The sequence below is a fragment of the Rhodococcus sp. P4_F5 genome (genome assembly GCF_056401315.1).
This window is the reverse complement of the sequence record NZ_JBFUJP010000009.1, coordinates 2471-29432: the sequence shown is the minus strand read 5'-3', so window position 1 is coordinate 29432 and position 26962 is coordinate 2471. Positions and strand designations below refer to the sequence as shown.

1 protein-coding gene is annotated in these 26962 nt (G+C 73.3%); it reads right to left on the bottom strand.

The window, feature by feature from the left end:
- Nucleotides 1-52: 52 nt before the first annotated feature.
- On the bottom strand, nucleotides 53-26962 hold the full coding sequence (locus AC1DU4_RS06535) for a non-ribosomal peptide synthase/polyketide synthase (RefSeq protein ID WP_477838233.1): 26910 nt from the start codon (nucleotides 26960-26962) through the stop codon (nucleotides 53-55).

The window sequence follows — 26962 nt, the reverse complement described above, 5'->3', positions numbered from 1 at the left end:
CTCGTCTGTACGGACCGGCGAGCTGTCGGCGTGACGGGGGCGGTCGAGCGGATCAGTGGTCGGTCAGGTACTCCTCGAGCACCGGCCCGACCACCGCGAGCACCTCCGGCTCGATCATCTGGTTGTGCTCGCAGTCCACCCGCACCTCCCGGATGTCGCCGGTGACGGCGGGCCGCCATTCATCGGGCGAGTGTCCGTCCCCGCCGGAGCGGCCGGCGGAGAAGAAGAGGATGTCGCCGTCGAACACCGACGGGCTGAACTCGTTCATGATGTGTGCCGAGTTGGTGAACCCGGCGCTGATCCGTTCGAGGTGCACGGCAGTCAGGCCGGTCTCCTGGCCGAACGACTCGTCGAGCAGTTCGACGGCCCGGGTGTAGGTCAGCGCGCCGTTGCCGGTCATGGCGTCCGGTTCCAGGTCCAGGCCGAGTCCGTGCAGCAACTCCTCCACGCTGAGGCTGTCCGGGGTCCCGTCGTCTTCGTCGGTGACATAGCTGTCCATGATCGCGAGCGTCGAGACCGCCTCGCCGGACCGGCGCAGTTCGACGGCCATCGCGTGCGCGATCACCCCGCCCAGGGACCAGCCGAGCAGGTGGTACGGGCCGTGGTCCTGGACGGTCCGCATCTCCTGGACGTACCGGTGCGCCAGCTCCTCGATCGAGGAGAAGGTCGGACCCCCGCTGATCACCGGGAGCTGGAGCCCGTAGGCCGGGCGGTCGGCGGACAGGTGCCGCACCAGCCCCGTGTAGCCCCACGAGAGCCCGATCCCGGGGTGCACGCAGAACAACGGCGGCCGGGTGCCCTGCGGGCGCAGGGGGATGACCACGCGCAGGGCGTCGTCGACGGGGGCCGGCTGCATGCCGGACTCGTCGAGCAGCCGGGCCAGCCCCGCCGGGGTCGGGTCGAGGAACAGCGACTGCAACGGCAGCAGCTTGCCGAGTCGGGTCTGCACGTCGGCGACGACCCGGGTGGCGATGATGGAGGTGCCGCCGAGGTCGAAGAAGCTGTCGGTCACGCCCACCCGGTCCACCCCGAGCACCGACTCGAAGGCCTCGGCGACGGCGCGTTCGGCGGTCGTGCGCGGCGCCAGGTAGTCGTCGGCGCGCGAACCGAACTCCGGCGTGGGCAGGGCCCGGCGGTCGAGCTTGCCCACCGGGGTCATCGGCACCTCGTCGAGGACCACGACGGCCGAGGGCACCATGTGCGCGGGCAGTCGCCGCGAGGCGTACTCGCGGATCTCGGCCGGTGCCACCACGCCGCCGTCGGCGCAGTACACGTAGGACGCGAGCAGGATGTCCCCCGACGGCCCGGGAAGCCCGAAGGTGGCCGCGAAGGTGATCGAGGGGTGACGGGCGAGCACCGCGTCGATCTCGCCGAGCTCGATCCGGAAGCCACGGACCTTCACCTGGAAGTCGCTGCGGCCGATGTACTCGATGGTGTGGACGTCCGGTTCCCCCTCGACCGGGGACGGCGTCGCCCGCCACCGCACGACGTCACCGGTGCGGTACATGCGCTGCCCCGGCTTCCCGAACGGGTCGGCGACGAACCGGTCGGCGGTCAGGCCGGGACGGCGGTGGTAGCCGCGGGCCAGGCCGGGGCCGGCGATGTACAACTCGCCCGGCACGCCGAGCGGCACCGGCTGCAGACGGGTGTCGAGGACCATCTCGTCGAAACCGACCGCGGGCCGGCCGATGTTCACGGCCTGAGACGCGGTCATCCGGTCGCTGACACTGGCCTGGATGGTGGTCTCGGTGGGGCCGTAACCGTTGAACATCTTCCGGCCGACGGACCATTTCTGCATCAGCTCCGGCGGGCAGGCCTCGCCCGCCACGGCCAGCACCCGCAGGTTCTCGAGCCCGACGTCGTCCATGGAGGACAGCGCGGTCGGGGTGATGAACGCGTGCGTGACGTGCTCACGGCGCAGCAGGTCCTCGAGTTCGGCGCCGCCGTACACCGCGGGCGGGACGATCACCACGCTGGCACCGGCACTGAAGGCCATCATCAGCTCGAAGACCGAGGCGTCGAAGCTGGGCGAGGCCAGGTGTGAGACCCGGGAGTCGACGGTGACGCGGAACCGGTCGTGCTCCTCGGTGGTGAGGTTCGCGATGCCGTGGTGGGTGATCACGACGCCCTTCGGCCGTCCGGTCGAGCCGGAGGTGTAGATCAGGTAGGCCGGGTTGGTCAGTCGCAGCGGCATGGTGCGGTCCGCGTCGGTCACCGGCGTGGGTGCGGCAGAAGACAACTCGTCGAGCGTCGCGTCGTCGTCGAGCACCAGCCACGGCACCGTGTCCGGCAGCGCGTCCACCCTGGCGGACACGGTCATGCCGAGCACCGCCTCGCAGTCCGTCAGCATGTACTCGATCCGCTCGGACGGGTACGTCGGGTCCACCGGCACGAACCCGGCGCCGGCCTTCGCCACGGCCCAGATCGAGATGACCTCCTCGAGCGACCGGGACAGTCCCAGCGCGACGAACGTCTCCGGGCCCACCCCTCGCGAGCGCAGCAAGCGGGCCAGCCGGTTCGAGCGCTCGTCCAGTTCGCGGTAGCTGACCCGTTGGTCCTCGAAGGTCAGCGCGATCGAATCGGGGTCCTCCGAAGCCGCCGCCGAGAGCAGTTCGGGCCACAGCTGCGGCCGGCCGCCGGGACGCCCCTGCGCGGGAGCGAACTCGGAGAGCTCGTCCTGGTCGAGGATGGGGATCCCGCCGACCGGGCGGTGTGGGTCCGCGGTCACCGCGTCGAGGATCCGGACGAAGCGGTCGGCGAACCCCTGGACGGTCTCGGGATCGAACAGGTCGACCGCGTAGTCGAACGCGGCGGACATGCCGGCCGGCTGCCGGTCCTCGTCGAACTCCTCGGCCAGCAGCAGTTCGAGGTCCTCCTTGGCCACCCGGGTGTCCAGCTCGACCCCCTCGACCGTGAGACCCGGCAGGTTCAGCCGCGGGCGTTCGGTGTTCTGGAACTCGAGGGCCACCTGGAACAGCGGGGAGTAGGACGTGGACCGGGCCGGGTTCAGCTCCTCGACGAGCCGCTCGAACGGGACGTCGGCGTTGCCGAACGCGGTCAGGTCGGCGTCCTTGACCCGGGCCAGCAGCTCGACGAACGAGGCGGCGGGGTCGACCTGGGTGCGCAGCACCAGGGTGTTGACGAACATGCCGATCATGTCGTCCAGCCCGGCGTCGCCGCGGCCGGCGAGGGGGGTGCCGATCGCGACGTCGTCGGTGTCCCCCAGCCGGGCCAGCAACATCGCGTACACGGCGTGCACCGCCATGAACACCGTGGACTCCTGGTCGCGGGCCACCGCGAGCAGTCGCCGGTGCAGGTCCGCGGGGACGGTGAACTCCACCCGGCTGCCGCGCAGGGTCTGCTGCGCGGGCCGGGGCCGGTCGGTGGGCAGCACCAGCACGTCGGACAGTCCGGCGAGCGTGGTGCGCCAGTACGCGAGCTGCGCCGAGAGCAGCGAGTCCGGGTCCTGGTCGCTGCCGAGCACTTCCTGCTGCCAGAGCGTGTAGTCGGCGTACTGGGCGGGCAGCGGCGTCCAGTCCGGGGTGTCCCCGCGTGTGCGGGAGGTGTAGGCGGCCATCACGTCCCGGGCCAGGACGGCCAGCGAGAAGCCGTCGGCGCAGATGTGGTGCACGACGATGACCAGCACGTGGTCGCGGTCGCCGAGTCGCAGCAGCCGGGCCCGGACCGGGACGGCCAGGGTCACGTCGAATCCGGCGGAGGCGAGGTCCGCTATCCGGGTGGGCAGCTCGTCCTCGGTGGTGTCGACGGTGAGCAGGCCCTCGAGCGCGTACGCGGTGGGCACCGTCTCCTGGACCGGGTCGCCGCCGCGCAGCGGGTACCGGGTGCGCAGCGACTCGTGCCGGTCCACGACGTCGAGGACGGCGAGTTCGAGCGCCTCGCTGTCGAGTTCGCCGGTGAGCCGGACGGCCAGTGGGATGTTGTAGGCGGCCGACGTGGTGTCGAACTGGTTGAGGAACCACATCCGCTGCTGCGCGAGGGAGAGCGGGACCCGGTCCGGCCGAGACGCCGCGGTCAGCGCCGGCCGCGCCGCGGCGGACTCCCCGACCAGCGCGCCGACCCGTTCCGCGAGCGCGGCGACAGTGGGCGCCTCGAACAGTGTCCGGACCCCGATGTCGATGCCGAGTTCGGCGCCGAGCCTGGCGGTCACCCGGGTCGCGACCAGCGAGTTGCCGCCGAGGTCGAAGAAGTGGTCGTCGAGGCCGATCCGGTCCACGCCGAGCACCGTGGCGAAGACGTCCGCGACGGTGTGCTCGAGTTCGGTTCCCGGGGCCCGGAACTCGGTGGCGGCGGCGGTCACGAACTCCGGGGTGGGCAGGGCCGATCGGTCCAGCTTGCCGACGGGGGTCAGCGGGATCTCGTCGAGGACCGCCATCGCGGCGGGCACCATGTGCGAGGGCAGCCGGGCGGCGAGGGCGGCGGTGAGCTCGTGCACGTCGATCCGGTACCCGGTGGCGGGCAGCACGTAGGCGGCGAGCACGGTGTCGCCGGACGGGCCGGGCACGGCGAGGGTGGCCGCGAAGCCGACCCCGGGCTGTTCGAGCAGCGCCGCGTCGATCTCGCCGAGCTCGATCCGGTAGCCGCGGATCTTCACCTGGAAGTCGCTGCGACCCTGGTACTCCAGCGCCGGTCCGGTGCCGTCGGAGTCGCTGCGCCAGCGGACGATGTCGCCGGTGCGGTACATCCGCTCGCCGGGTGCGCCGTGCGGGTTCGCCACGAACCTCGACGCGGTCAGTCCCGGCCGGCGGTGGTAGCCGCGGGCCAGGCCGGGCCCGGCGATGTACAGCTCGCCCGGCACGCCCTCGGGGACCGGCTGCAGGTGCGCGCCGAGGACCACCTCACTGACCCCGCGGATCGGGCCGCCGAGGGTGATGGGCTCGCCCACCGTCATCGGCACGCTGATGTTGGACATGACGGTGGTCTCGGTGGGCCCGTACGCATTCGACAGGCGCCGGCCGGGCGCCCAGCGGGCCACCAGGTCGGGCGGGCAGGCCTCGCCGCCGAACACCACGTCGGCGAAGTCGTCGAGGCCGGTGGGGTCGACGGTGGCCAGCGCGGCCGTGGTGACGAAGGCGTGGGTGACCCCCTCGTCCGCGACGAGCCGGGCCAGTTCGGCTCCGCCGTACACGGTGGGCGGCGCGATGACCATGGTGGCGCCGGCCCCGAAGGCCTGCAGGTACTCGAACACGGCGCCGTCGAAGCTGGGCGTCGAGAAGTGCAGGGTGCGCGAGCGCGCGGTCGCCCCGAAGCGCTGCAGCTGGTCCCGGGCGAAGTTGTCGAGTCCGCTGTGGGAGACGAGGACGCCCTTGGGGACGCCGGTGGAGCCGGAGGTGTACACCAGGTAGGCGGCGCTGCGAAGGTCGATCGGGCCGGTGCGGTCGGCGTCGGTCAGGGGCCGCGGCGACCGGGCCGCGCAGTCGGCGGCGAACGCGGGGTCGTCCAGGTGCAGCCACCGCACCGTCGCAGGCAGTCGGTCGCGGTGCGCGGTCATGGCCACACCGAGGGTGGCGCCCGAGTCGGCGAGCATGTGCTCGATCCGCTCCGCCGGGTACGTCGGGTCCACCGGCACGAATGCCGCGCCGGTCTTGGCCACCGCCCACATCGCCGACACGGATTCCACCGATCGAGGGATGCCGAGTGCGACAAAGGTCTCCGGACCGGCGCCGAGTTCGACGAGGGCGCGGGCCAGCCGGCTGGAGTCCTCGTCGAGTTCGCGGTACATCACGCTGCGGCCGCCACCCGCGCCGTCCGGGGCGTGCAGTGCGACCGCCTCGGGATCACGCGCGGCCGCCTCCGACAGGATCTGTGGCAGGGTGCGCGACGATCCCCCGGCGCCGCCGCGGACCGGGAGCAGCCGCTGGCGTTCCGCCTCGTCGAGTGCGTGCGAGTGGGCGCGCGGCACCGGTGCGTGCGGGTCGGCGGCGACGGCCGCGAGCACCCGGCGGACCCGGTCCGCGATGGCCGCGACCGCGGCGTCGTCGAACACGTCGGCGTCGTACTCGAACTTCAGGTTCAGCCGCTCGTCGCCGGACGCCACCAGCGCCAGCGGGTAGTGCGCCGAGTCCCGCCCGTGGATCCCGGCGACCCGCAGCCCGGCGATCTCCGTCTGCGCGGTCAGGCCGGCGCGGTCGACCGGGTAGGACTCGAACACGGTGAGGGTGTCGAAGGCGGCGCCGGGGCCCGCGGCCCGCTGGATGTCGGCCAGGCCCAGGTGGTGGTGCTCGAGCAGGGCCGCCTGCTCGGTCTGGACGCGGTCGAGCAGCTGGGCGACCGTCTCGTCCGGGTCGAGGGTGACCCGGACCGGGATGGTGGTGATGAACAGCCCGACCATCGACTCGATGCCGGGGATCTGCGGCGGCCGTCCGGACACGGTGCCGCCGAACACGACGTCGCTGCGGCCGGTCAACGCGGCGAGCACGATGCCCCACCCCACCTGGACCATCGTGTTGAGGGTGACGCCGCGCTCGCGTCCGAGGGCCCGCAGCCGCTCGGTCTGCTCCTCGGTCAGCGCGACCGCGGCCTCGCTGGAGCCGACGGCGCGGTGCGCGGCGGCCGGCGCCAGCAGGGTCGGCTCGCCCCGGTCGGCGAGGAGCCGACGCCAGGCGTCCGCGGCGTCCGCGGCGTCCTGCCGGGACAGCCAGGTCAGGTAGTCGCGGTACGGGCGGACGGGCGGCAGCACGGCCGGGTCGGCGTCGGTCGCGTACAGGGTGAGCAGGTCCCTGATCACCAGCGGCGTGGACCAGCCGTCGAGCAGGATGTGGTGGTTGGTGATCACCAGCCGGTACTCGGACTCGCCGAGCCGGACCAGCAGCATCCGCAGCAGCGGCGGCGCGGACAGGTCGAACCCGGCGACCCGGTCGGCGTCGACGGTGGCGGCGAACTCGCGGTCCCGGTCCTGCGGGCCGCGGCCGGAGAGGTCCACCTCGGTCCACGGCAGCGTCACCCGGTCGGCGACCACCTGCACGGCCGCTCCGGACTGGTCGTGCACGAAGGCCGCCCGCAGGTTCGGGTGCCGGTCGAGCAGCGCCTGACCGGCACGGCGGACCCGGTCGGCGTCCACGGTGCCGCGCAGGTCCAGGGTCAGCTGCACCACGTACGGGTCCACCGTGGCGTCGGAGAACTGGGTGTGGAACAGCAGGCCGGACTGCAGCGGCGAGAGCGGCCACACGTCGGTGAGGTCCGGGAACCGGGCCTCGAGCCGCTCGATCGCACCCTGGTCGAGCTCGACCAGGGCCAGGTCGGACGGGGTGAGTCCGCCGGTGTCCGGCGCGGCGGCGTGCCGGCCGAGGGCGGTCAGGGCCTCGACCCACAGGTCGGCGAGGCGTCGCACCTCGTCGGCGCCGAGCACCCCGGTCGGGAACGCCCAGGTGGCGCGCAGCCGGGAGCCGTCGGCGGCGGCGAGGGTGACGGCGTTGACGTCGAGGACCGTGGCGACCGGCAGGCTCGGGCTCGGCCCGTCGTCGAGCCGGGTGTCGGTGACGGGCAGCCACCCCGAGTCCAGGTGCTCGAGCTGCTGCGTGCCGGTCAGCCGGCCCAGGTAGTTGAAGCTGATCTGCGGCCGGCGGGGCTCGTCGAGCGTCGGCCGGGCCAGGTAGCGCAGCAGGCCGTAGCCGATGCCGTGGTCCGGGACGGCGAGCAGCTTCTCCTTGACCGCCTTCACCGCGGCGCCGGCCGCCGGGCCGCCGGCGAAGGCCTCGTCCAGGTCGACGCCCGCGAGGTCCAGCCGGACCGGGAAGATCGTGGTGAACCAGCCGACGGTCCGGGACAGGTCGGCCCCCGGCACCACATGCTCCTCGCGGCCGTGGCCCTCGAGGCTGACCAGCGTGTCGGCGGCCTCGCCGCCCCGCTCGCGGCGCCAGCGCGCCACCGCCATCGCCAGCGCGGCCAGCAGTCCGTCGTTCACGCTGCCGTGGAAGGACTCGGGCACGGCGGTGAGCAGCGCCTCGGTGACGTCGGCGGGCAGCTCCACCTCGACGGTGTCGACGGTGGCGTGGACGTCGACCGCGGGGTCGAGTGCCCGCGCGCCGAGCAACGGGTCCGGGGCCGCGAGTTGGGCGCGCCACCGGTCCGCCTCGTCCCCGCGGTCGGCGGCGACCTCGGTCAGCGCGTGCGCCCAGCGCCGCATCGAGGTGCCCACCGGTGCCAGGGCGGGCTCGTCGCCCGCGGTCACCTGCGACCAGGCGGTGGCCAGGTCCGGCACCAGGATCCGCCAGGAGACGCCGTCGACGGCCAGGTGGTGCGCGACCACCAGCAGTCGGCCGGCGCCGGCGGCCGGTGCGAACCACACCGCCTGCAGCAGCACCCCCGTCTCGGGGTCGAGCCGGCCGGCGGCCGCGTCGAGTGCGGCGCCGGCGGTCGCGACGAACTCCGGGCCGGTGACCGAGTCGACCTCGACCCGGGTGAGCAGGTCCGCGGCCCGCACGGTCCCCGGCTCCGGCACCTCGAGCGTCGGTGCCCCCGACGCCGGCCGGTGCAGGGCGGCGCGGAGCATGTCGTGGCGGTCCAGGACTGCCTGCAGGGTTCGTTCGAGCCCGTCCCGGTTCGCTTCGGCGGGCAGGGTCAGCAGCGCGGTCTGGGTGTACCGGCGAACGTCGCCGCCGCGGTCGAGCAACCAGTGCATCACCGGGGTGAGGGGCGCGGTGCCGACTCCGCCGCCGGGCAGTTCGTCGAGCACCTCGGCCGCCTCGGCGCCGTCACCGCGGGCCACCGCCGCGAGGGCCGCGACCGTCTTGTGCTCGAACACCTCCCGGGGCGTGAGCACCAGGCCGGCGTCCTTGGCCCGGGCGACCAGCTGGATGGACATGATGCTGTCGCCGCCGAGGCCGAAGAAGGAATCGTCGACACCCACCTCGTCGAGGCCCAGCACCTCGGCGAACAACCCGGCCAGCAGCGTCTCCGGGCCGGTCCGCGGGACCCTGCCGGAGCCCGCCGACGCCCCGAAGTCGGGATCGGGCAGGGACTTGCGGTCCAGCTTGCCGTTCTCGGTCAGCGGCAGCTTGTCCAGCACCACGATGGTGGCCGGCACCATGTGGGCGGCCAGGTCGGCGGCGAGGAACTCGAGCAGGCCGTCGCGGTCAGGGGCGGCGCCGGGCTCGGGCACCACGTACCCGACGAGCCGGGTGCGGCCCTGTCCGTCGTCGTGCACCAGCACCACGGCCTGCGCGACGCCGGGGTACCGCAGCGCGGCGGCCTCGATCTCGCCGAGCTCGATCCGGAAGCCGCGGATCTTGACCTGGAAGTCGCTGCGGCCCAGGTACTCCAGCTCCCCGGCGGCGCTCCAACGGGCCAGGTCGCCGGTGCGGTACATCCGCTGCCCGGGCCTGCCGTCGGGGTCGGCGACGAACCGGCCGGCGGTCAGCGCGGACCGGCCCAGGTAGCCGCGACTGACCTGGTCGCCGGCGACGTAGACCTCGCCGGTGACGCCGGGCGCCACCGGGTGCAGCCGCCGGTCGAGCACCGCCACCCGCAGGCCCGGGACCGCGCGGCCGATGACGCTGGCCGCGGAGGACGCGGCGCGGGCGGCGTCGAGCGGCAGCCGCGTCACGTGCACCGTGGTCTCGGTGATGCCGTACATGTTGACCAGGCGCGGCGCGTCGTCCGAGTGCCGGGCGTACCAGCGGCCGAGCTGGGCGAAGTCCAGGGCCTCGCCGCCGAAGATCACCAGCCGCAACGCCAGGTCCGGCGCGTCGGGCTCGGACCCGGCGGCCACCCGGTCCGCCTCCGCCAGCTGGTAGAACGCGGTCGGGGTCTGGTTGAGCACCGTCACCCGTTCGCGGCGGAGCAGGTCGAGCATGGCCTCCGGGGACCGGGCGGTGTGGTAGTCGACCACCACCAGCCGGCCGCCGCGCAGCAGCGGACCCCACAGCTCCCACACCGAGAAGTCGAAGGCGTAGGAGTGGAACATCGTCCACACGTCGCGCTCGTCGAAACCGAACTCGTCGGCGGTGTTCGCGAACAGCGTCAGCACGTTGCGGTGTGCGACCTGGACACCCTTGGGGCGGCCGGTGGAGCCGGACGTGTAGATCACGTAGGCCACGTCGTCCGGGTCCAGCGGCGCGCGGCGGTCCGCGTCGGTGACCGGCGCCCCGGAGGCGGCGGCGAGTGCGGTGGTGAGCTCCGGGGAGTCGACGGCCAGTGTCGGCGCGCCGAGCGTGGACAGCTGCGCCGATTCCTCGGCGGTGCACAGGATGCACAGCGGAGCGGCGTCCGCGACGGTGAAGGCGAGCCGTTCGGTGGGGTAGCTCGAGTCCAGCGGCAGGTACCCGGCGCCGGACTTCACGACGGCGAGCAGCGCCACCACCAGGTCCGCCCCCCGCGGCAGCGCGACCGCGACGAGGGTCTCCGGGCCGGCCCCGCGGGCGACCARCACCCGGGCCAACCGGTTGGCCCGGTCGTCGAGGGCGGCGTAGGTCAGTGTGGTCTCGCCCACGGTGACGGCGATCGCGTCGGGGAAGCCGGCCACCGCCCGGCCGAACGCGTCGGCGAGGGTGTCGGTGCCCGCGCCGACGCCCGGCTCGTTCCACTCGGTGAGCATGGCGTGGCGTTCGGCGGCGGTGGTCACCTCCACATCGCCGACCGCGCGGTCCGGGTCGGCGGTGACGGCGCCGAGCAGCGCCGTGAACCGGTCGGCGAACCCCCGCACCGTGTCGGCGTCGAACACGTCGGTGGCGAAGGTGAAGGCGCCGGTCATGCCGTCGGGGGCGCCGTCGCGGTCGTACCGCTCGGCGAGGGTGAGCTGCAGGTCGAACTTCGCGACCGCCAGGTCGAGGTCCAGGCCGCTGGCGGTGAGCCCGGGCAGCTCGAGCCGGGGCAGCTCGTTGTTCTGGAACTCGAGCATCACCTGGAACAGCGGCGAGTGCGACGTCGACCGTTCCGGTGCGACGGCGTCGACGAGACTCTCGAACGGGAGGTCGGCGTGGCCGAACGCGGCCAGGTCCGACTCCCGGACGCCGGCGAGCAGCCCGCGGAACGAGGCGTCCGGGTCGATCGTGCTGCGCAGCACCAGGGTGTTGACGAACATGCCGACCAGCTCGTCCAGTCCGGCGTCGCCGCGACCGGCCACCGGGGTGCCGACCGCGAGGTCGTCGGCGCCGGACAGCGCGGACAGCAGCAGCGCCAGCGCGGCGTGCACGGTCATGAACATCGTCGAGTTCGCGCCGCGGGCCAGTTCGGCGAGCCGGCGGTGCACGGCGGGGTCGACGTGCAGCGGCACCGTGGCGCCGCGGAACGAGCGCTGCACCGGACGCGGGCGGTCGGTCGGCAGCGCCAGCACCTCCGGCAGACCGGACAGGGTCCGGGTCCAGAACTCGAGCTGCCGCGACAGCAGGGACTGCGGGTCGTCGGCGGCGCCCAGCAGGTCGCGTTGCCAGAGCGCGTAGTCGGCGTACTGCACGGGCAGCGGGGCCCAGTCGGGGCCGTGCCCGGCCGTCCGGGTGGTGTAGGCGGCCATCACGTCCCGGGCCAGCGGCGCCATCGAGAAGCCGTCCGCGCAGATGTGGTGCACCACGATGGCGAGCACGTGCTCGTCGTGGCCGCACCGCAACAGCGTGGCGCGGACCGGTGCGGCGTGGGTGACGTCGAAGCCGGCGGAGACGAATTCCGCGATCCGCGGGGCCAGTTCGTCCTCGGTGACCCACTCGGTGACCAGCTCGGGCAGTGCCGCGACCGCGGGCACGACGACCTGGACGGGCTCGCCGCCGACTCGCGGGAACATGGTGCGCAGGGCCTCGTGCCGGTCCAGGACGTCGAGGACCGCGGCCCGCAGCGCGTCGGTGTCCAGTGCGCCGGTGAGCCGGACCGCGAGCGGCACGTTGTAGGCGGCGGAGTCGGTGTCGAACTGGTTGAGGAACCACATCCGCTGCTGGGCCAGCGAGAGCGGCAGCCGCTCCGGTCGCGGCCGCTCCGTCAGCTGCGGCCGCGGGCCGGTCGCCGGCCGCTCCGATTCCAGCCACCGGGCGAGCGCGGCCACGGTCGGCGCCTCGAACAGGGCGCGCACCCCCACCTCGGTGTCGAGGGCGGCGCCGAGCCGGGCGGTCACCCGGGTGGCGATCAGCGAGTTGCCGCCCAGGTCGAAGAAGTGGTCGTCGACGCCGACCCGCTCGGCGCCGAGGACCTCGGTGAACACCGCCGCGACCGTCCGCTCGAGCTCGGTGCGGGGGGCCCGGTACTCGGCGCCGGGGTTGGCGTACACCGGGGCCGGCAGCGCCGCCCGGTCCAGCTTGCCGACCGGGGTCAGCGGAATCCTGTCGAGCAGCGTGACCGCGTCGGGCACCATGTGGGCGGGCAGCCGGGCGGCGGCGAAGTCCCGGACCTCGGCGCCGGTGAGCGGGCGGCCGTCGACCACCCGGACGTAGGTGGCCAGGCGGGTGACGCCGGCGGCGTCCCGATGCCCGGTGGTGACGGTGAAGTCCACGTCCGGGTGCGTGGCGACCACCGCGTCGATGTCGCCGAGCTCGATCCGGAAGCCACGGATCTTGACCTGGAAGTCGCTGCGGCCGATGTACTCGACCGCACCTCCGCCGTCCGGCGCGCCGCGCCAGCGGACGATGTCACCGGTCCGGTACATCCGCTCGCCGGGTGCGCCGTGCGGGTTCGCCACGAAGCGTTCCGCGGTCAGCGCGAAGTTGTGGTGGTAGCCGCGGGCCAGTCCGGGCCCGGCGATGTACAGCTCGCCCGGTGTCCCCTCCGGGACCGGCTGCAGGTAGGTGCCGAGCACCAGTTCGGAGACGCCGCGGACCGGGCCGCCGATGGTGACCGGCTCCCCCGCGACCAGCGGGTCGCTGATGTTCGACATGATCGTCGCCTCGGTCGGCCCGTAGCCGTTGTGCAGGCGCCGGCCCGGTGCCCAGCGGGCCACCAGGTCCGGCGGGCAGGCCTCGCCGCCGACGCACACGCAGCCGAACTCGTCGAGTCCCGTGGGATCGACGGTGTCGAGCGCCGCCGTGGTGACGAAGGCGTGGGTGACCCGCCCGTCCGCGATCACCCGGGCGAGGTCGGCGCCGCCGTACACGCCGGGGGGCGAGATCACCATGGTCCCGCCCGCCTCGAACGCGAGCAGGTAGTCGAGCACCGACGCGTCGAAACTGGGCGTCGCGAAGTGCAGGATCCGCGACGCCGGCCCCGCCCCGTAGCGGTCGGCCTGCTCCCTGGCGAAGTTGTCGAGGCCGTCGTGGGTGAGCACCACGCCCTTCGGGACGCCGGTCGAGCCGGAGGTATAGATCATGTAGGCGGGATGGTGCAGCCGCAGCGGTGTGCTCCGGTCCGGGTCGGTGACCGGCGCCGGGGAGCGGGACGCCAGCAGCGCCTGGGTCTCCGGGGCGTCAAGGACCACCCAGTCGACGTCGTCGGGCAGGCGGTCGCGGTCACGGGCGACGGTGACCCCGACCCGGGCGCCCGAGTCGGTGAGCATGTACGCCACCCGCTCCGGCGGGTAGTTCGGATCCACCGGCACGAAGGCCGCACCGGTCTTGGTGATCGCCCACATCGTCTCGACGGACTCCACCGACCGCGAGACGGCCAGCGCCACGAACTCCTCCGGTCCGGCGCCGCGCTCGGTGAGCAGCCGCGCCAGCCGGTTCGACCGCTCGTCGAGCTCGCGGTAGCCGACCTCGCGACCCTCGAAGGACAGCGCGACCGCGTCGCCGCGGCGGGCGGCGGTGTCCGCGAGCAGGTCCGGCAGCGTCCGCAGGGACCGGCCGGGGCGGCCGCGGACCGGGACCAGGGCGTCGTGTTCGGCCGGCGAGAGCAGCCACAACTGCGCCAGCGGGAGGTCCGGCGTCGCGGCGAGTGCGTCGAGCGTGCGCCCGAGCTGGGCACCGATCCGGTCGATGGTGTCGGCGTCGAAAAGTTCCGGGAAGTACTCCAGCTTCAGGGTGAGGCGGCCGGTGTCGGAGGCGATCAACGCCAGCGGGTAGTGCGCCGCGTTGGCGGTGTCGTGCACGCCGACCACGTGCATGCCGGCGATGTCGGTGTCCTCGGTCAGCCCGGCCCGGTCCACCGGGTAGGACTCGAACACGGTGAGCGTGTCGAAGGTGGCGGCGGGACCGACCAGCTGCTGGATCTCGGTGAGGCCGAGGTGGTGGTGCTCGAGCAGGGCCGCCTGTTCCGACTGGATCCGTTCGAGCAGGGTGCCGAGCGACTCGGTGGGGTCCAGGGTGACCCGGACCGGCAGGGTGTTGATGAACAGCCCGATCATCGACTCGATGCCGGGGATCTGCGGCGGCCGCCCCGACACCGTGCCGCCGAAGACCACGTCCCGGCGGTCGGTCAGCTCGCTGAGCACTATGCCCCAGGCCGCGCGGATCAGGGTACTGACGGTCAGCCCGCGCGCGCGGGCCAGCGCCCGCAGTTCCTCGGTGCGCCTGGCCGGGACCTCGAGCCGGACCTCCCGGGACTCGCTGTCGCGGGTGCGGCCGAGCCCCAGCGGGCTCAGCAGGGCGGGTTCCTCGATGCCGGCCAGCGCGCGGCGCCACGCGGCGGCGGAGTCGGTGTCCTCGCGGCGGGTGAGCCAGGTGAGGTAGTTGCGGTACGGGTGCACCGCGGGCAGCTCGGCGGCGGAGCCGTCGGTTGCGTACAGGGTCAACAGGTCCCGCAGCAGCAGCGGCATCGACCAGCCGTCGAGCAGGATGTGGTGGTTGGTCAGGATCAGCTTCTGGGTCTCCGGCCCGGTCCGGATCAGCAGGAACCGCAGCAGCGGCGCGACGGCCATGTCGAACCCGCGGGCCCGGTCCGCGGCCATCACCCGGTCCACCTCGGTGTCCAGTTCGTCCGGGGACAGGTCGGCGAGGTCGAGCTCGGACCACGGCAGCTCCACCCGGTCCTGCACCACCTGCACCGGCCGGCCCGTGCTGTCCGCGACGAACGACGTGCGGAGGTTGGCGTGCCGCTCCAGCAGCGCCTGGCCCGCCCGCCGCATCCGCTCGGGCTGCGCGCCGCGCAGTTCGAGCGTGAGCTGCACCGTGTACGAGTCGACGGTCCGGTCGGCCAGCTCGGCGTGGAAGAGCAGGCCGGACTGCAGCGGTGCGAGCGGCCACACGTCGCTGAGCGCGCGGTGGGTCCGCTCGAGCCGGTCGATCTCCGCCTGGTCGAGGGTCACCAGGTCCAGGTCGGACGGGGTGAGCCCACCAGCCTCCGGGGCGGAGGCGTGCCGGGTCAGCGCCTGCAGGGCCTGCGACCACAGCTCGGCGATCTCACGAACCTCCGGTTCGGTGAGGATCCCGGTGGGGAACGCCCAGGTGGCGCGCAACCGGGAGCCGTCGGCGTCGGCGAGCGTGACGGCGTTGACGTCGAGGACCGCGGCGACCGGCAGGTCGGGGTCCTGGACCAGGTTCAGGTCGACGTCGGAGGTCGGCATCCACCCCGTCGGCGTAACGGACTCGTTTCCGTCGGTGACGAACCTGCCGAGGTAGTTGAAGCTGACCTCCGGTACCGGCAGCGGCGCCAGCTCAGCGGCGCCGTCGGTGTCCAGGTGCCGGAGCAGGCCGAACCCGATCCCGTGGTCGGCGAAGGCGAGCAGTTGTTCCTTGACCGCCTTGAGCGCGGTCCCGGCGGCCGCCCCGCCCGCGTACGCGTCGTCGAGGTCCACGTCGCCGAGGTCGAGTCGCACCGGGAACAGCGAGGTGAACCAGCCGACGGTGCGGGACAGGTCGGCTCCGGGGACCACGTGCTCCTCGCGTCCGTGTCCCTCGAGGTTGATCAGCGCGCCCGGCCGCGTGTCCGCGTCGCCGCGGTCGCGCCGCCACCGGGTCAGCGCCATCGCCAGCGCGGTGAGCAGGCCGTCGTTGACGCTGCCGTGGTACTTCTGCGGGAGCGTGGCCAGTACCGGTTCGCTGACCTCGGCGGACAGCTCCACGGTGACCCGCTCGACCGTGGCGCCGACGTCCCGGCCCGGGTCGATCGCCCGCGAACCGAGCAGCGGATCGGGTGTGGCCAGCGTGCGTCGCCACTGGTCCAGTTCGTCGCGACGGTCGGCGGCGAGGTCCGTCAGCGCGTGCGCCCACCGTCGCATCGAGGTACCGACCGGGGCCAGCGCCGGCTCGGCGCCGGCCGTCACCTGCGCCCAGGCCGTCGCGAGGTCGGGGACAAGGATCCGCCAGGAGACGCCGTCCACCACGAGGTGGTGCACGACCAGCAGGATCCGGCCCCGGCCGGCCGCCGAGTCCAGCCACACCACCTGCAGGACGGCGCCCGTCGCCGGGGCCAACCGGTCCTGCGCGGCGTCGAGCTCGGCCAGGGCTGCCGCGGCGAAGGCGTCGGTCCCGGGCGCGGCGTCCACCGGCACCCGCCGGACGTACTCCCCCGCCGGCGCCGAGCCGACCGGCCGCACCTCCACCGCGTCGCGGTGCAGCCGGGCCCGCAGCATGTCGTGCCGGTCCACGACGGCCTGCACCGTCGCGACCAGTTGTTCGACGGAGTCCAGGTCGGAGGGGGCCTGCAGCAGGATGTTCTGCGACATCCGGTCGAACGAACCGCCGCGGTCGAGCAGCCAGCGCACGATCGGGGTCAGCGGCAGCTCCCCGACCCCGCCGCCGGGCAGTTCGTCGAGCACCGGCGCGACGGCGTCGCTGACGGTCGCGACCGGTGCCAGACCGGCGACGGTCTTGCGTTCGAAGATGTCGCGGGGCGAGAGCTGGATTCCGGCAGCCTTGGCCCGGGCCACCAGCTGGATGGACATGATGCTGTCCCCGCCGAGAGCGAAGAACGACTCGTCGGCGCCCACCGAGTCCAGGCCGAGCACCTCGGCGTACAGCCCCGCGAGCAGCGTCTCCATCTCGGTGCTCGGCGCCCGACCGGACTCCGGGCGGGAGGTGAAGTCCGGGGCCGGCAGCGCGCGCCGGTCCAGCTTGCCGACCGGGGTGACCGGCAGCTCGTCGAGCACCACCAGCGCGGCGGGCACCATGTACGGCGCCAGCTCCGACCCGACGAAGGCGAGCACCTCGGCGGGGTCGGGGGCCGACCCGGCCTCGGGCACGAGGTAGCCGACCAGTCGGCCCCGCCCGGCGGGGTCGGGCCGGGTGGTCACCACGGCGTGCGCCACTCCCGGGTAGCGCGAGAGCGCCGACTCGACCTCGCCGAGCTCGATGCGGTACCCGCGGATCTTGACCTGGAAGTCGCTGCGGCCCAGGTACTCCAGGTCGCCGACGGTCTGCGTCCCGGTCCCGGCGTTCCACCGGGCCAGGTCGCCGGTCCGGTACATCCGGGCGCCGTCGGTGCCGAACGGGTTGGGCACGAACCGTTCGGCGGTGGTGCCGGGGCGGTTGCGGTACCCCCGGGCCAGTCCGGGCCCGGTCACGTACAGCTCCCCGGTGACACCGCGGGGCACCGGCCGCAGCCGGGCGTCGAGCACCAGTTCGCCGCAGCCGAGCGGCGGCCTGCCGATGGTGACCGGGACGGCCGGGTCCATCGGACCGGTGACGCTGGTCGCGACGGTGGCCTCGGTCGGGCCGTACGCGTTGAACATCCGGCGCCCGCCGCGGACCCACTGCGCCACCAGTTCCGGCGGGCAGGTGTCACCACCGGTGATCACGACGCCGAGGTCGTCGAGGCCGGTGGCGTCCACCGACGACAGCGCCGCGGGGGTGACGAACGCGTGGGTGACGCGTGCGTCGCGCAGCAGCTCGCGCAGTTCCTCGCCGCCGTAGACGGTCGGGTCGACGACGACCATGGTGGCGCCGGCGCCCAGGGCCAGCAGCAACTCGAGCACCGAGGCGTCGAAGCTGGGCGAGGAGAAGTGCAGGGTCCGCGAGTGCCGCGTGACCCCGAACCGGGTGCGCTGGTCCTCGGCGAAGTTCGCCAGGCCACGGTGCGTCACCACGACGCCCTTCGGGACACCGGTCGAACCGGACGTGTAGATCAGGTAGGCAGGATGGTCGAGCGTCAGCGGGACCGTCCGGTCGGCGTCGGTGACCGGGGCCGCGGACAGGCCGGCGAGCTCCGCTGCGGTGTCCGCGTCGTCGAGCACGAGGTGGGGCACCGCGTCCGGGAGCGACTCGCGGTGGGTGGACAGGGCCAAGCCCAGGACCGCCCCGGAGTCCTCGAGCATGTGCAGGATCCGGTTCGCCGGGTAGTTCGGGTCGACCGGCACGTAGGCGGCGCCGGTCTTGGCGACCGACCACACCGCGAGGATCGACTCGAACGAGCGCGGCATCGACACCGCCACCACCGATTCCGGGCCCACTCCCCGCTGGATCAGCAGGCGCGCCACCCGGTTCGAGTGTTCGTCGAGATCGCGGTAGGACACCTCGCGCCCGGCCACGACCAGGGCGAGTGTGTCCGGATCGACCGCGACCGCCGCGGCCAGCAGTTCGGGCAGCGTGCGCGGCGCCACCGCGGGGCCACCGGCCACCGGCGTCAGCTCCGTCCGTTCGGCGGGTCCGAGGATCTCGGCGTCCCCGATCGGACGGTCCGGCTCGGCCGTGACGCCGGCGAGGATCCGCTGCAGCCGGTCGGCCAGCACCGCCACCGACGACCGGTCGAAAAGGTCCGTGGCGTAGGTGAACCCGGCCGTGATGCCGGCCGGCGCCCCGTCCCCGTCGAACTCTTCGGCGCAGGTCAGCTGCAGGTCGAAATTGGAGGTGTCGGTGCCGAGGTCGATGCCCTCGACGGTCAGCCCCGGCAGTTCGAGCCGGGCCCGCTCGTTGTTGCGGAACTCGAACATCACCTGGAACAGCGGCGAGTGCGCGGTGCTGCGTTCCGGCGCGAGTGTCTCAACGAGTCGTTCGAACGGGACGTCCGCGTGGTGGAACGCCTCCAGGTCGCGTTCGCGGACGTCGGCCAGCAGTTCGGTGAACGACGCGCCGGGATCGACCGGGGTCCGCAGCACCAGGGTGTTGACGAACATGCCGACCAGGCCGTCCAGCGCGGCCTCGCCGCGGCCGGCGATCGGGGTTCCGACGGCGATGTCCTCACCGGCGCTCAGCCGCGCCAACAGCACCGCGAGGGCGGCGTGCACCGCCATGAACACCGTCGAGTTGCGTTCCCGCGCGGTGGCCACGATGCGACGGTGCAGCGCCGCATCGACGGTGAAGGTGAACTCGGCACCGGCCAGCGACTGGGTCATCGGACGGGGGCGGTCGGTGGGCAGGTCGAGCAGGTCCGGCAGCCCGGCCAGGGTCTGCGACCAGTACTCGGTCTGGGCGGCCAGCACGCTGTCCGGGTCGGCGGGGTCGCCGAGCGCGGCGCGCTGCCACAGCGTGTAGTCGGCGTACTGGACCGGCAGCGGCGCCCACTGCGGGGCCTCCCCCTGGATGCGGGCTCCGTAGGCGGCCATCACGTCCCGGGCCATCGGCGCCATCGAGAAGCCGTCCGCGCAGATGTGGTGCACCACGATGGTCAGCACATGCTCGCCGGGGCCGACCCGCAGCAGGACGGCCCGCAGCGGCGGCGCCGTGGTCACGTCGAACCCGGCACGGGCCAGGGCGGCGATGCGCGTCGGCAGTTCGTCCGCGGTGACCGGGACCGTCTCGAGCCCCGGCAGCGCGTCCGCGGCGGCGAGCACCTCCTGGGTGGGCTGGCCGCCGCGCAGCGGGAACCTGGTGCGCAACGACTCGTGCCGGTCCAGGACGTCCATCACGGCCGCGCCCAGCGCGTCGGTGTCGAGGTCCCCGGTCAGCCGCACGGCCATCGCGATGTTGTACGCCGCGGAGGTGACGTCGAACTGGTTGACGAACCACATCCGCTTCTGCGCCAAGGACACCGGCAGCGGATCCGGCCGCGTCGCCGGTTCCAGTGCCGGCCGTTCGATGCCCCGGGCGCCCGCGGTCTCGATCCGCAGGGCCAGCGTCGCCACCGTCGGTGCGTCGAACACCTCGCGGACCCCGACCTCCGTGCCCAGCGCGGCATTCGCGCGGGCCACCAGGCGGGCGGCGACCAGCGAGTTGCCGCCGAGGTCGAAGAAGTTGTCGTGCACCCCGACCCGGTCCGAGGCCAGCAGGTCGGCGGCGATCGAGGCCAGGATCTCCTCGACCGGGTTGCGGGGGGCCACGAACTCGGCCGCGGAGGCCAGGTACTGCGGCTCGGGCAGGGCCCGACGGTCCAGCTTCCCGGACGGGCCCAGCGGCAGCTCGTCGAGCACCACGATCTGCGCCGGCACCATGTACGGCGCGAGTTCCGTTGCGGCGCTGACGCGTACCGCGGCCGGATCGGGGGCGGCGCCGGGAGCGGCCACCACGTAGCCCACCAGGGCCTCACCGGTGAGGTCGTCGTGGTGGACCACCACCACCGCCTGCCCGACGGCCGGGTCGGTCAGCAGCGCCGCCTCCACCTCGCCGAGCTCGATGCGCTGACCGCGCAGCTTGACCTGGAAGTCGCTGCGGCCCAGGTACTCGAGCGCCCCGCCGCGGTCCTTCCCCGGGGCCGGTCCGGGCAGCCCCAGCCGGCGGACCACGTCGCCGGTCCGGTACATCCGCGGGGCGGGTCCGTCCGCGGCACCGGTGGCGAACGGGTTCGCCACGAAGCGGTCCGCGGTCAGGTCGGCGCGGCCGACGTAGCCGCGGGCCAGCTGCACGCCGGCGAGGTACAGCTCGCCGCGCACGCCCACCGGGACCGGGTGCAGACGCGAGTCGAGTACGTACACCTGGGTGTTCCAGACCGGCACGCCGATCGGCACGCTGTCGCGGTCGGCGGACGAGGTGGGCCAGGCGGTGACGTCGACGGCCGCCTCGGTGGGGCCGTACAGGTTGTGCAGCTCGGCTCCGGTGAAGCGGCGGAAGGCCTCGGCGGTGGTCGGGGGCAGCGCCTCGCCGCTGCAGAACACCCGGCGCAGCCCGGCGCAGTCGTCGACGCGGGCCCCGGCGAGGAAGGCCGAGAGCATCGACGGCACGAAGTGCAGCGTCGTCACGGCGCGCTCGGCGATCAGACGGGACAGGTAGCCCGGATCGCGGTGCCCGTCCGGGGCGGCCAGGACCAGCCGGGATCCGGTCTGCAACGGCCAGAACAGCTCCCACACCGACACGTCGAACGTCGTCGGTGTCTTCTGGAGGACGACGTCGGACCGGTCCAGCGGGTAGGTGGCCTGCATCCATCGCAACCGGTTGACGACGGCGCGGTGGGTGACGGCCACGCCCTTGGGCCGGCCGGTGGACCCGGAGGTGTAGATGACGTACGCGGTGTTGTCCGGCCGCAGCCCCGCCGCCGGGAGGTCGTCCGCGGTCAGCGGGCCGGCGTCGCGATCGGACAGGTCGAGGATGTCCACCGCGACCGTGTCGATGCCGGTGTCCGCGGGCAGTGCGTCCTGCTCGGCGGCGGTGGTGAGTACGCACACCGGAGCGGCACTGTCGAGGACGTAACGGGTGCGCGCCTCGGGGTGGTCCGGGTCCAGCGGCACGTACGCGCCGCCGGCCTCGACCACCGCGTAGATGCCCACCATCAGGTCCAGGGACCTGCGCATCGCCACCGCGACCCGGGACTCCGGCCCCACGCCGCGTGCGATCAGCGCCCGGGCCAGCCGGTGGGTCCGGGCCGCGAACTCGGCGTAGGTCAGGTTCTCGTCGCCGCAGACCAACGCCACGGCGTCGGGGGTGCGGGCCACCTGCGCCTCGAAGAGGTCGACGAGGGTGCCGTCGGGCACCTCCGCCGCGGTCGCGTTGAAGTCCTCGACCACCCGGCGGTGTTCGTCGGGGCTGAGCAGCGGCACGTCCCCGACCACGACCGTGGCGTCGTCGGCGACCGCCTCCAGCATCCGGACGAAGCGGTCCGCCAGCGCGGACATCGTGGTCGCGTCGAAAAGGTCGCGGGCGTAGGACATCTGACCGGACACGTGGCCCGGCCGACCCTGTTCGTCGGTGTGCTCGGTGGCGATCACCTGCAGGTCGAACTTGGCGGTCCCGGTGTCGACGTCGTCGACGTCGACGGTGAGGCCGGGCAGGGTCAGGTGTCCGTCCACGGCGCCCTGCAGCACCAGCATCACCTGGAACAGCGGCGCGTGCGCCGCCGTCCGGTTCGCCGCCACGGCCTCGACCAGTCGCTCGAACGGCAGATCCGCGTGCCGCAGCGCCTCGAGGTCCCCGGTCCGGGTCCGCTCCAGCAGTTCGGTGAACCTGGTGCCGGGGTCGACCTGCGTGCGCAGGACCAGGGTGTTGACGAACATCCCGATCATGTCGTCGAGGTCCGGGTGGCCGCGGCCGGCGACCGGGGTGCCGATCGAGATGTCCTCGGCGCTGCTCGCACGGGCCAGCACCACCGCCAGCGCGGCGTGCAGCACCATGAACAGGCTGGCTTGGTGCTCGCCGGCCAGTGCCAGCAGTCGGCGGTGCAGGTCCGCGTCCAGCGTGAAGTCGACGGCGCCGCCGCGCATCGACGGCCGGGTCGGGCGTGGGCGGTCCGCCGGCAGGTCCAGGACCTCCGGCGCGCCGTCGAGCGCCGCGGTCCAGTACTCGAGCTGCCGGGACAGCAGACTCGCCTCGTCGTCGACCTCGCCGAGCAGTTCACGCTGCCAGGCCGCGTAGTCCGAGTACTGCACTGCCAGCGGGGTCCAGGACGGCGCCGCGCCCTCGACCCGGGCCCGGTACGCGGTGATCACGTCCCGGGCCAGCGGCCCCATCGACAGTCCGTCGGCCGCGATGTGGTGGACCACCAGCACCAGGGTGTGCGAGGTGGGCGCGGTCCGCAGCAGCCGGGCCCGCAGCGGCGGCTCCGTGGTCACGTCGAAACCCTCCGCGCCGAGCGCGGCGACGCGGCGCCGCAACACCGGCGCCGGCACGTACTCCGGCGTCAGGTCGGGCAGTGCCTCGTCGGTGGTGAGGACCATCTGTACCGGTCCGTCGGGGGTGTTCGGGAAGACGGTGCGCAGGGTCTCGTGCCGGGTGACGACGTCGGCGACGGCCGCGCCGAGCGCCGCCTCGTCCAGTTCACCGGTGAGCCGGACCGCGATCGGGATGTTGTAGACCGCCGAGGTGTGGTCCAGTTGGTTGACCACCCACATCCGCTGCTGGGCCGGGGAGACCGGAGCGGGACCGGTGCGCGGCCGGCGCTCCAGGGCCGGCTCGCCGGACGCATCAGCCCCGCCGGCGGCGAGGAAGGCGTCCACCCGGGTGGCGAGGCCTGCCACCGTCGGCGATTCGAAGAGGTCGAGGACGCCGAGTGTGCTGCCGAGCGCCGCGTTGGTCCGGGCCACCACCCGCGTCGCGACCAAGGAGTCTCCGCCGAGGTCGAAGAAGCTGTCGTCGATGCCCACCCGGGGGACGCCGAGCAGGGCCGCGAAGATGGTGGCGATCCGCTCCTCGCTCGGTGTGCTCGGTGCCCGGTACTCGGCTGCGCCGGTGTCGAACTGGGGCTCGGGCAGCGCGTGGCGGTCGAGCTTGCCCGCCGGCGTCAACGGCACCTCGTCGAGCACCACGATGGTGGCGGGCACCATGTGTGCGGGCAGTGCCTCGGCGGCGTGCTCGAGCAGTTCGGCGCGGTCGATCGCCATCCCGGGCAGCGCCATCACGTAGCCTACCAGCGAGAGATCGCCCGAGGGACGGGCGTACCCGGTGGTCAGGGCGTACCCGACCGTCGGGTGGGCGCGCAGCACCGCGTCGATCTCGCCGAGTTCGATGCGGTAGCCGCGGATCTTGATCTGGAAGTCGCTGCGGCCCAGGTACTCCAGTTCCCGGTCGGATGTCCACCGGGCCAGGTCGCCGGTCCGGTACATCCGTTCGCCGGGCCCGCCGTGCGGGTTCGCCAGGAAGCGCTCGGCGGTGGTCCCCGGCCGGTCGCGGTAGCCGAGGGCGAGTCCGTCGCCGGTGACGTACAGCTCGCCCGGCACGCCCACCGGCACCGGGTGCAGGCGGCGGTCCAGCACCATCTCGCCGGCGCCGCGGCTGGGGCCGCCGATGGTCACCGGCCGCCCGGGGGCCAGCGGCGAGCTGATGCCCGCGACCACGGTGGTCTCGGTCGGACCGTACGCGTTGAAAAGGGCGCGGCCCGGTGCCCACTGCGCGACGAGCGCGGGCGGGCACACGTCACCACCGGTGATCACGCGCTGGAGGTGGTCGAGGCCGGTCGGGTCGACGGAGCCGAGCGCGGCGGGCGTCACGAAGGCGTGGGTGACGCGTTCGCGACGCAGCAGTTCCGCGAGTTCCGCGCCGCCGTACACGGTCGGCGGCGCGATCACCATGGTGGCGCCGGCCGCGGTGGCCATCAGCAGTTCGAGGATCGAGGCGTCGAAGCTGGGCGAGGAGAAGTGCAGGGTCCGAGCGGAGTCGGTGATCGCAAAGCGCGCGGCCATCTCGGCCGCGAAGTTGGCCAGCCCACGGTGACCGACCACCACGCCCTTCGGGACACCGGTGGACCCCGACGTGTAGATCAGGTACGCCGGGTCGTCGATGTGCAGCGGCCGGGTGCGGTCGGAGTCGCCGACGGCGGACGTGTCACCGCCGGGGGTTCCGTCCGGTTCGTCGAGGACGAGCCATGCGGTGCCGTCTGGAAGTCGGTCGCGGTGGGCACGGRCCGTCAGGCCGAGGGCGGCGCCGGAGTCGGTGAGCATGTGCTCGATGCGGTCCGACGGGTAGTTCGGGTCCACGGGCAGGAAGGCGGCCCCGGTCTTGGCCACTGCCCAGGTGGCAGTCACCGACTCGAGCGAGCGGGCGATGGCCAGCGCCACAACCGATCCGGGACCGGCGCCGCGCCCGATCAGCGTCCGGGCCAGGGCGCTCGAACGCGCGTCGAGTTCGCGGTAGGTCAGTCGCTCGTCGCCCAGGACCAGCGCGTGGTGGTCGGAGTCGACGGCGGCGGCGTCGGCGAGGATCTGTGCGAGGGTCCGCGGGGCCGCCGGGTCGGGGCCTCGTACCGGGGCCAGGGCCGCGTACGCGGCGGCGTCGAGGATCGCGATGTCCCCGACCGGTCGATCCGCGTCGGCGACCGCTGCGTCGAGGACCCGGCCCAGTCTGACCGCGAACTGTTCGACGGTGGCGGCGTCGTACAGGTCGGCCGAGAAGTCGATCCGGACGGTGAGTCCACCGGGTTCGCCTGAACGGGACAGGCTTTCGGTCAGGTCCAGGTTCAGCGCGGATTCGGGGTGGTCGACCTGCCCGGCGCCGGCGGTGAGCAGCACCTGCGGCGCGGCCGGCCGCGGCCGTCGACCGTCGGCGGCGAGCGCCTCGGCGATCCGCTCGAACGACAGCTCCACGTGCCGGAAGGCGCGTTGCTCGGTGTCCCGGGCCCGGCGCAGGTGGATCTCGAAGGTGGCGGCGGGGTCGACGGTGGTTCGCAGCGGGACCAGGTCGGGCGGGCCGGCCACCGACGCTTCCGGGCGTCCGGCGTCCGGCCCGTCGATTGCCCGGTCGTTCGTCGCACCGAGCGGGGCGCCGATAACGATGTCGTCGGACTCGGTGACCCGGCCGAGCAGCACACCGAGTGCGGTGTGCAGGACGGTGAAGGCGGTGACGTCGTGTCGCCGGCCGAATTCGGCCAGCGCCGCGTGCCGGCCCGCGTCGAGTGCCAGGTTCACCGTGCCGCGTCGGGAGGTGCGGTGTGCGGGACGGTGGCGATCCGGCCGCGGCAGCGCCGCGACCTCGGGGAACCCCGCCAGTTCCGTGGTCCAGAACGCGATGTCGCCGGCCTCGCGCAGCCTGCGGGCGCCGAGCGCCGCGGACTCGGGGTGCAGGTCTGCGATCAGGGTGGACGGGTCGGCCGCGAGCAGTTCGTGGATCAGTTCCACGAACCGGCGGTGGTGGGTGCGTAGTTCCTCGTCCCCGTAGCGGTTCGGGTTGCCCCGGAAGTCGACGAGAGTCCGGGCGGGCGAGCCACTTTGGTAGATGTTGACGAGGAGGTCCTGCACCGGACCGGACGTCACGATGTGGTACTCCCCGACGATCGACCCGAGGGTGATCTCCTGGTGGAAGAGCATCACGTTGACCATCGGGCCGCTCAGCCCCTCCCGGCCGCCGGTCATGCCCGCGTCGCGGCGGATGTCCTCGAGGCTGCAGCGCTGATGACGCAGGGCCCCCATCAGTTCCAGTTGCACCCGCTGCACCAGGTCGGTGAYGGTGTCGTCGGCGTCGACGGTGATCCGCAGCGGCGCGACGTTCACCAGCATGCCGCCCGAACGCTGCAGCGGCGCGGTGGTGCGAGCCGACACCGGCAGGTTGACCAGTACGTCGTGCTTTCCGGTCATTCGTGAGAGGTAGCAGGCGAATCCGGCGATCAGCAGCGCCGCCGACGTCGCCCCGACCACCTCGTCGGACGCGTTCAGTCGGTCCAGCGCCGCGTCGGAGAGTTCGGCACTCTCGAGCCGGCTTCGGGCCGCCGCGGGGCCCTCGCGTTCGGCGAGGGTGGAACCCTCCTCGATCCCCACGATGTGCCGTGCCCAGTACTCACGGTCGGCCGCGAACCTGCTGGAGTCCCGGTACTTCTGGTCCAACTCGTAGAGCGTCCGCAACTCCAGGGCCCGGTTCGGTTCCGGCTCCGTCCCCTTGACCTGCGCGGTGTACAGCGCGGCGATGCGGTTCACCATCACCATGCCGCTGTACCCGTCCAGCGCGACATGGTGAATTCGCGTGTACCACAGGTAGTCCCGCTCACCGACCTGCAGAACGCTCATCGTGACCAGGCGGTCGTGAGTGAGGCGGATGGGCGTGACGTAGTCGTTGTCCATCCAGTCGTGTGCCGCGGCGACCGGGTCGGCCTGCCCGCGGAAGTCGACGAACTCGACGGTCGCGTCGATGGTGTGGTCGACCATCTGCCGAGGTTCGCCGTCGACGTCCACGAGACGCAGGAACGGAGACTGGAACTCGTGCGCCGCGGTGACCGCCGCGGCCCGCAGTACTTCGAGGTCCAGGTCTCCGTGCAGGTCCACGTACTGCGCGATGAAGGTGGGCACCGCCGGCGCGAGTTGTTGGGAGAACCACATACTGCGCTGGACCGCGGTCAGAGGGAAGGCAGTGGAGGGGCCGGCCGGGTGCTGAGCAGGCTGTTCGCCGGTCTTGGTGCGATCCGCATCCGGATCAGTCGAGAAGAAATCCGTCAT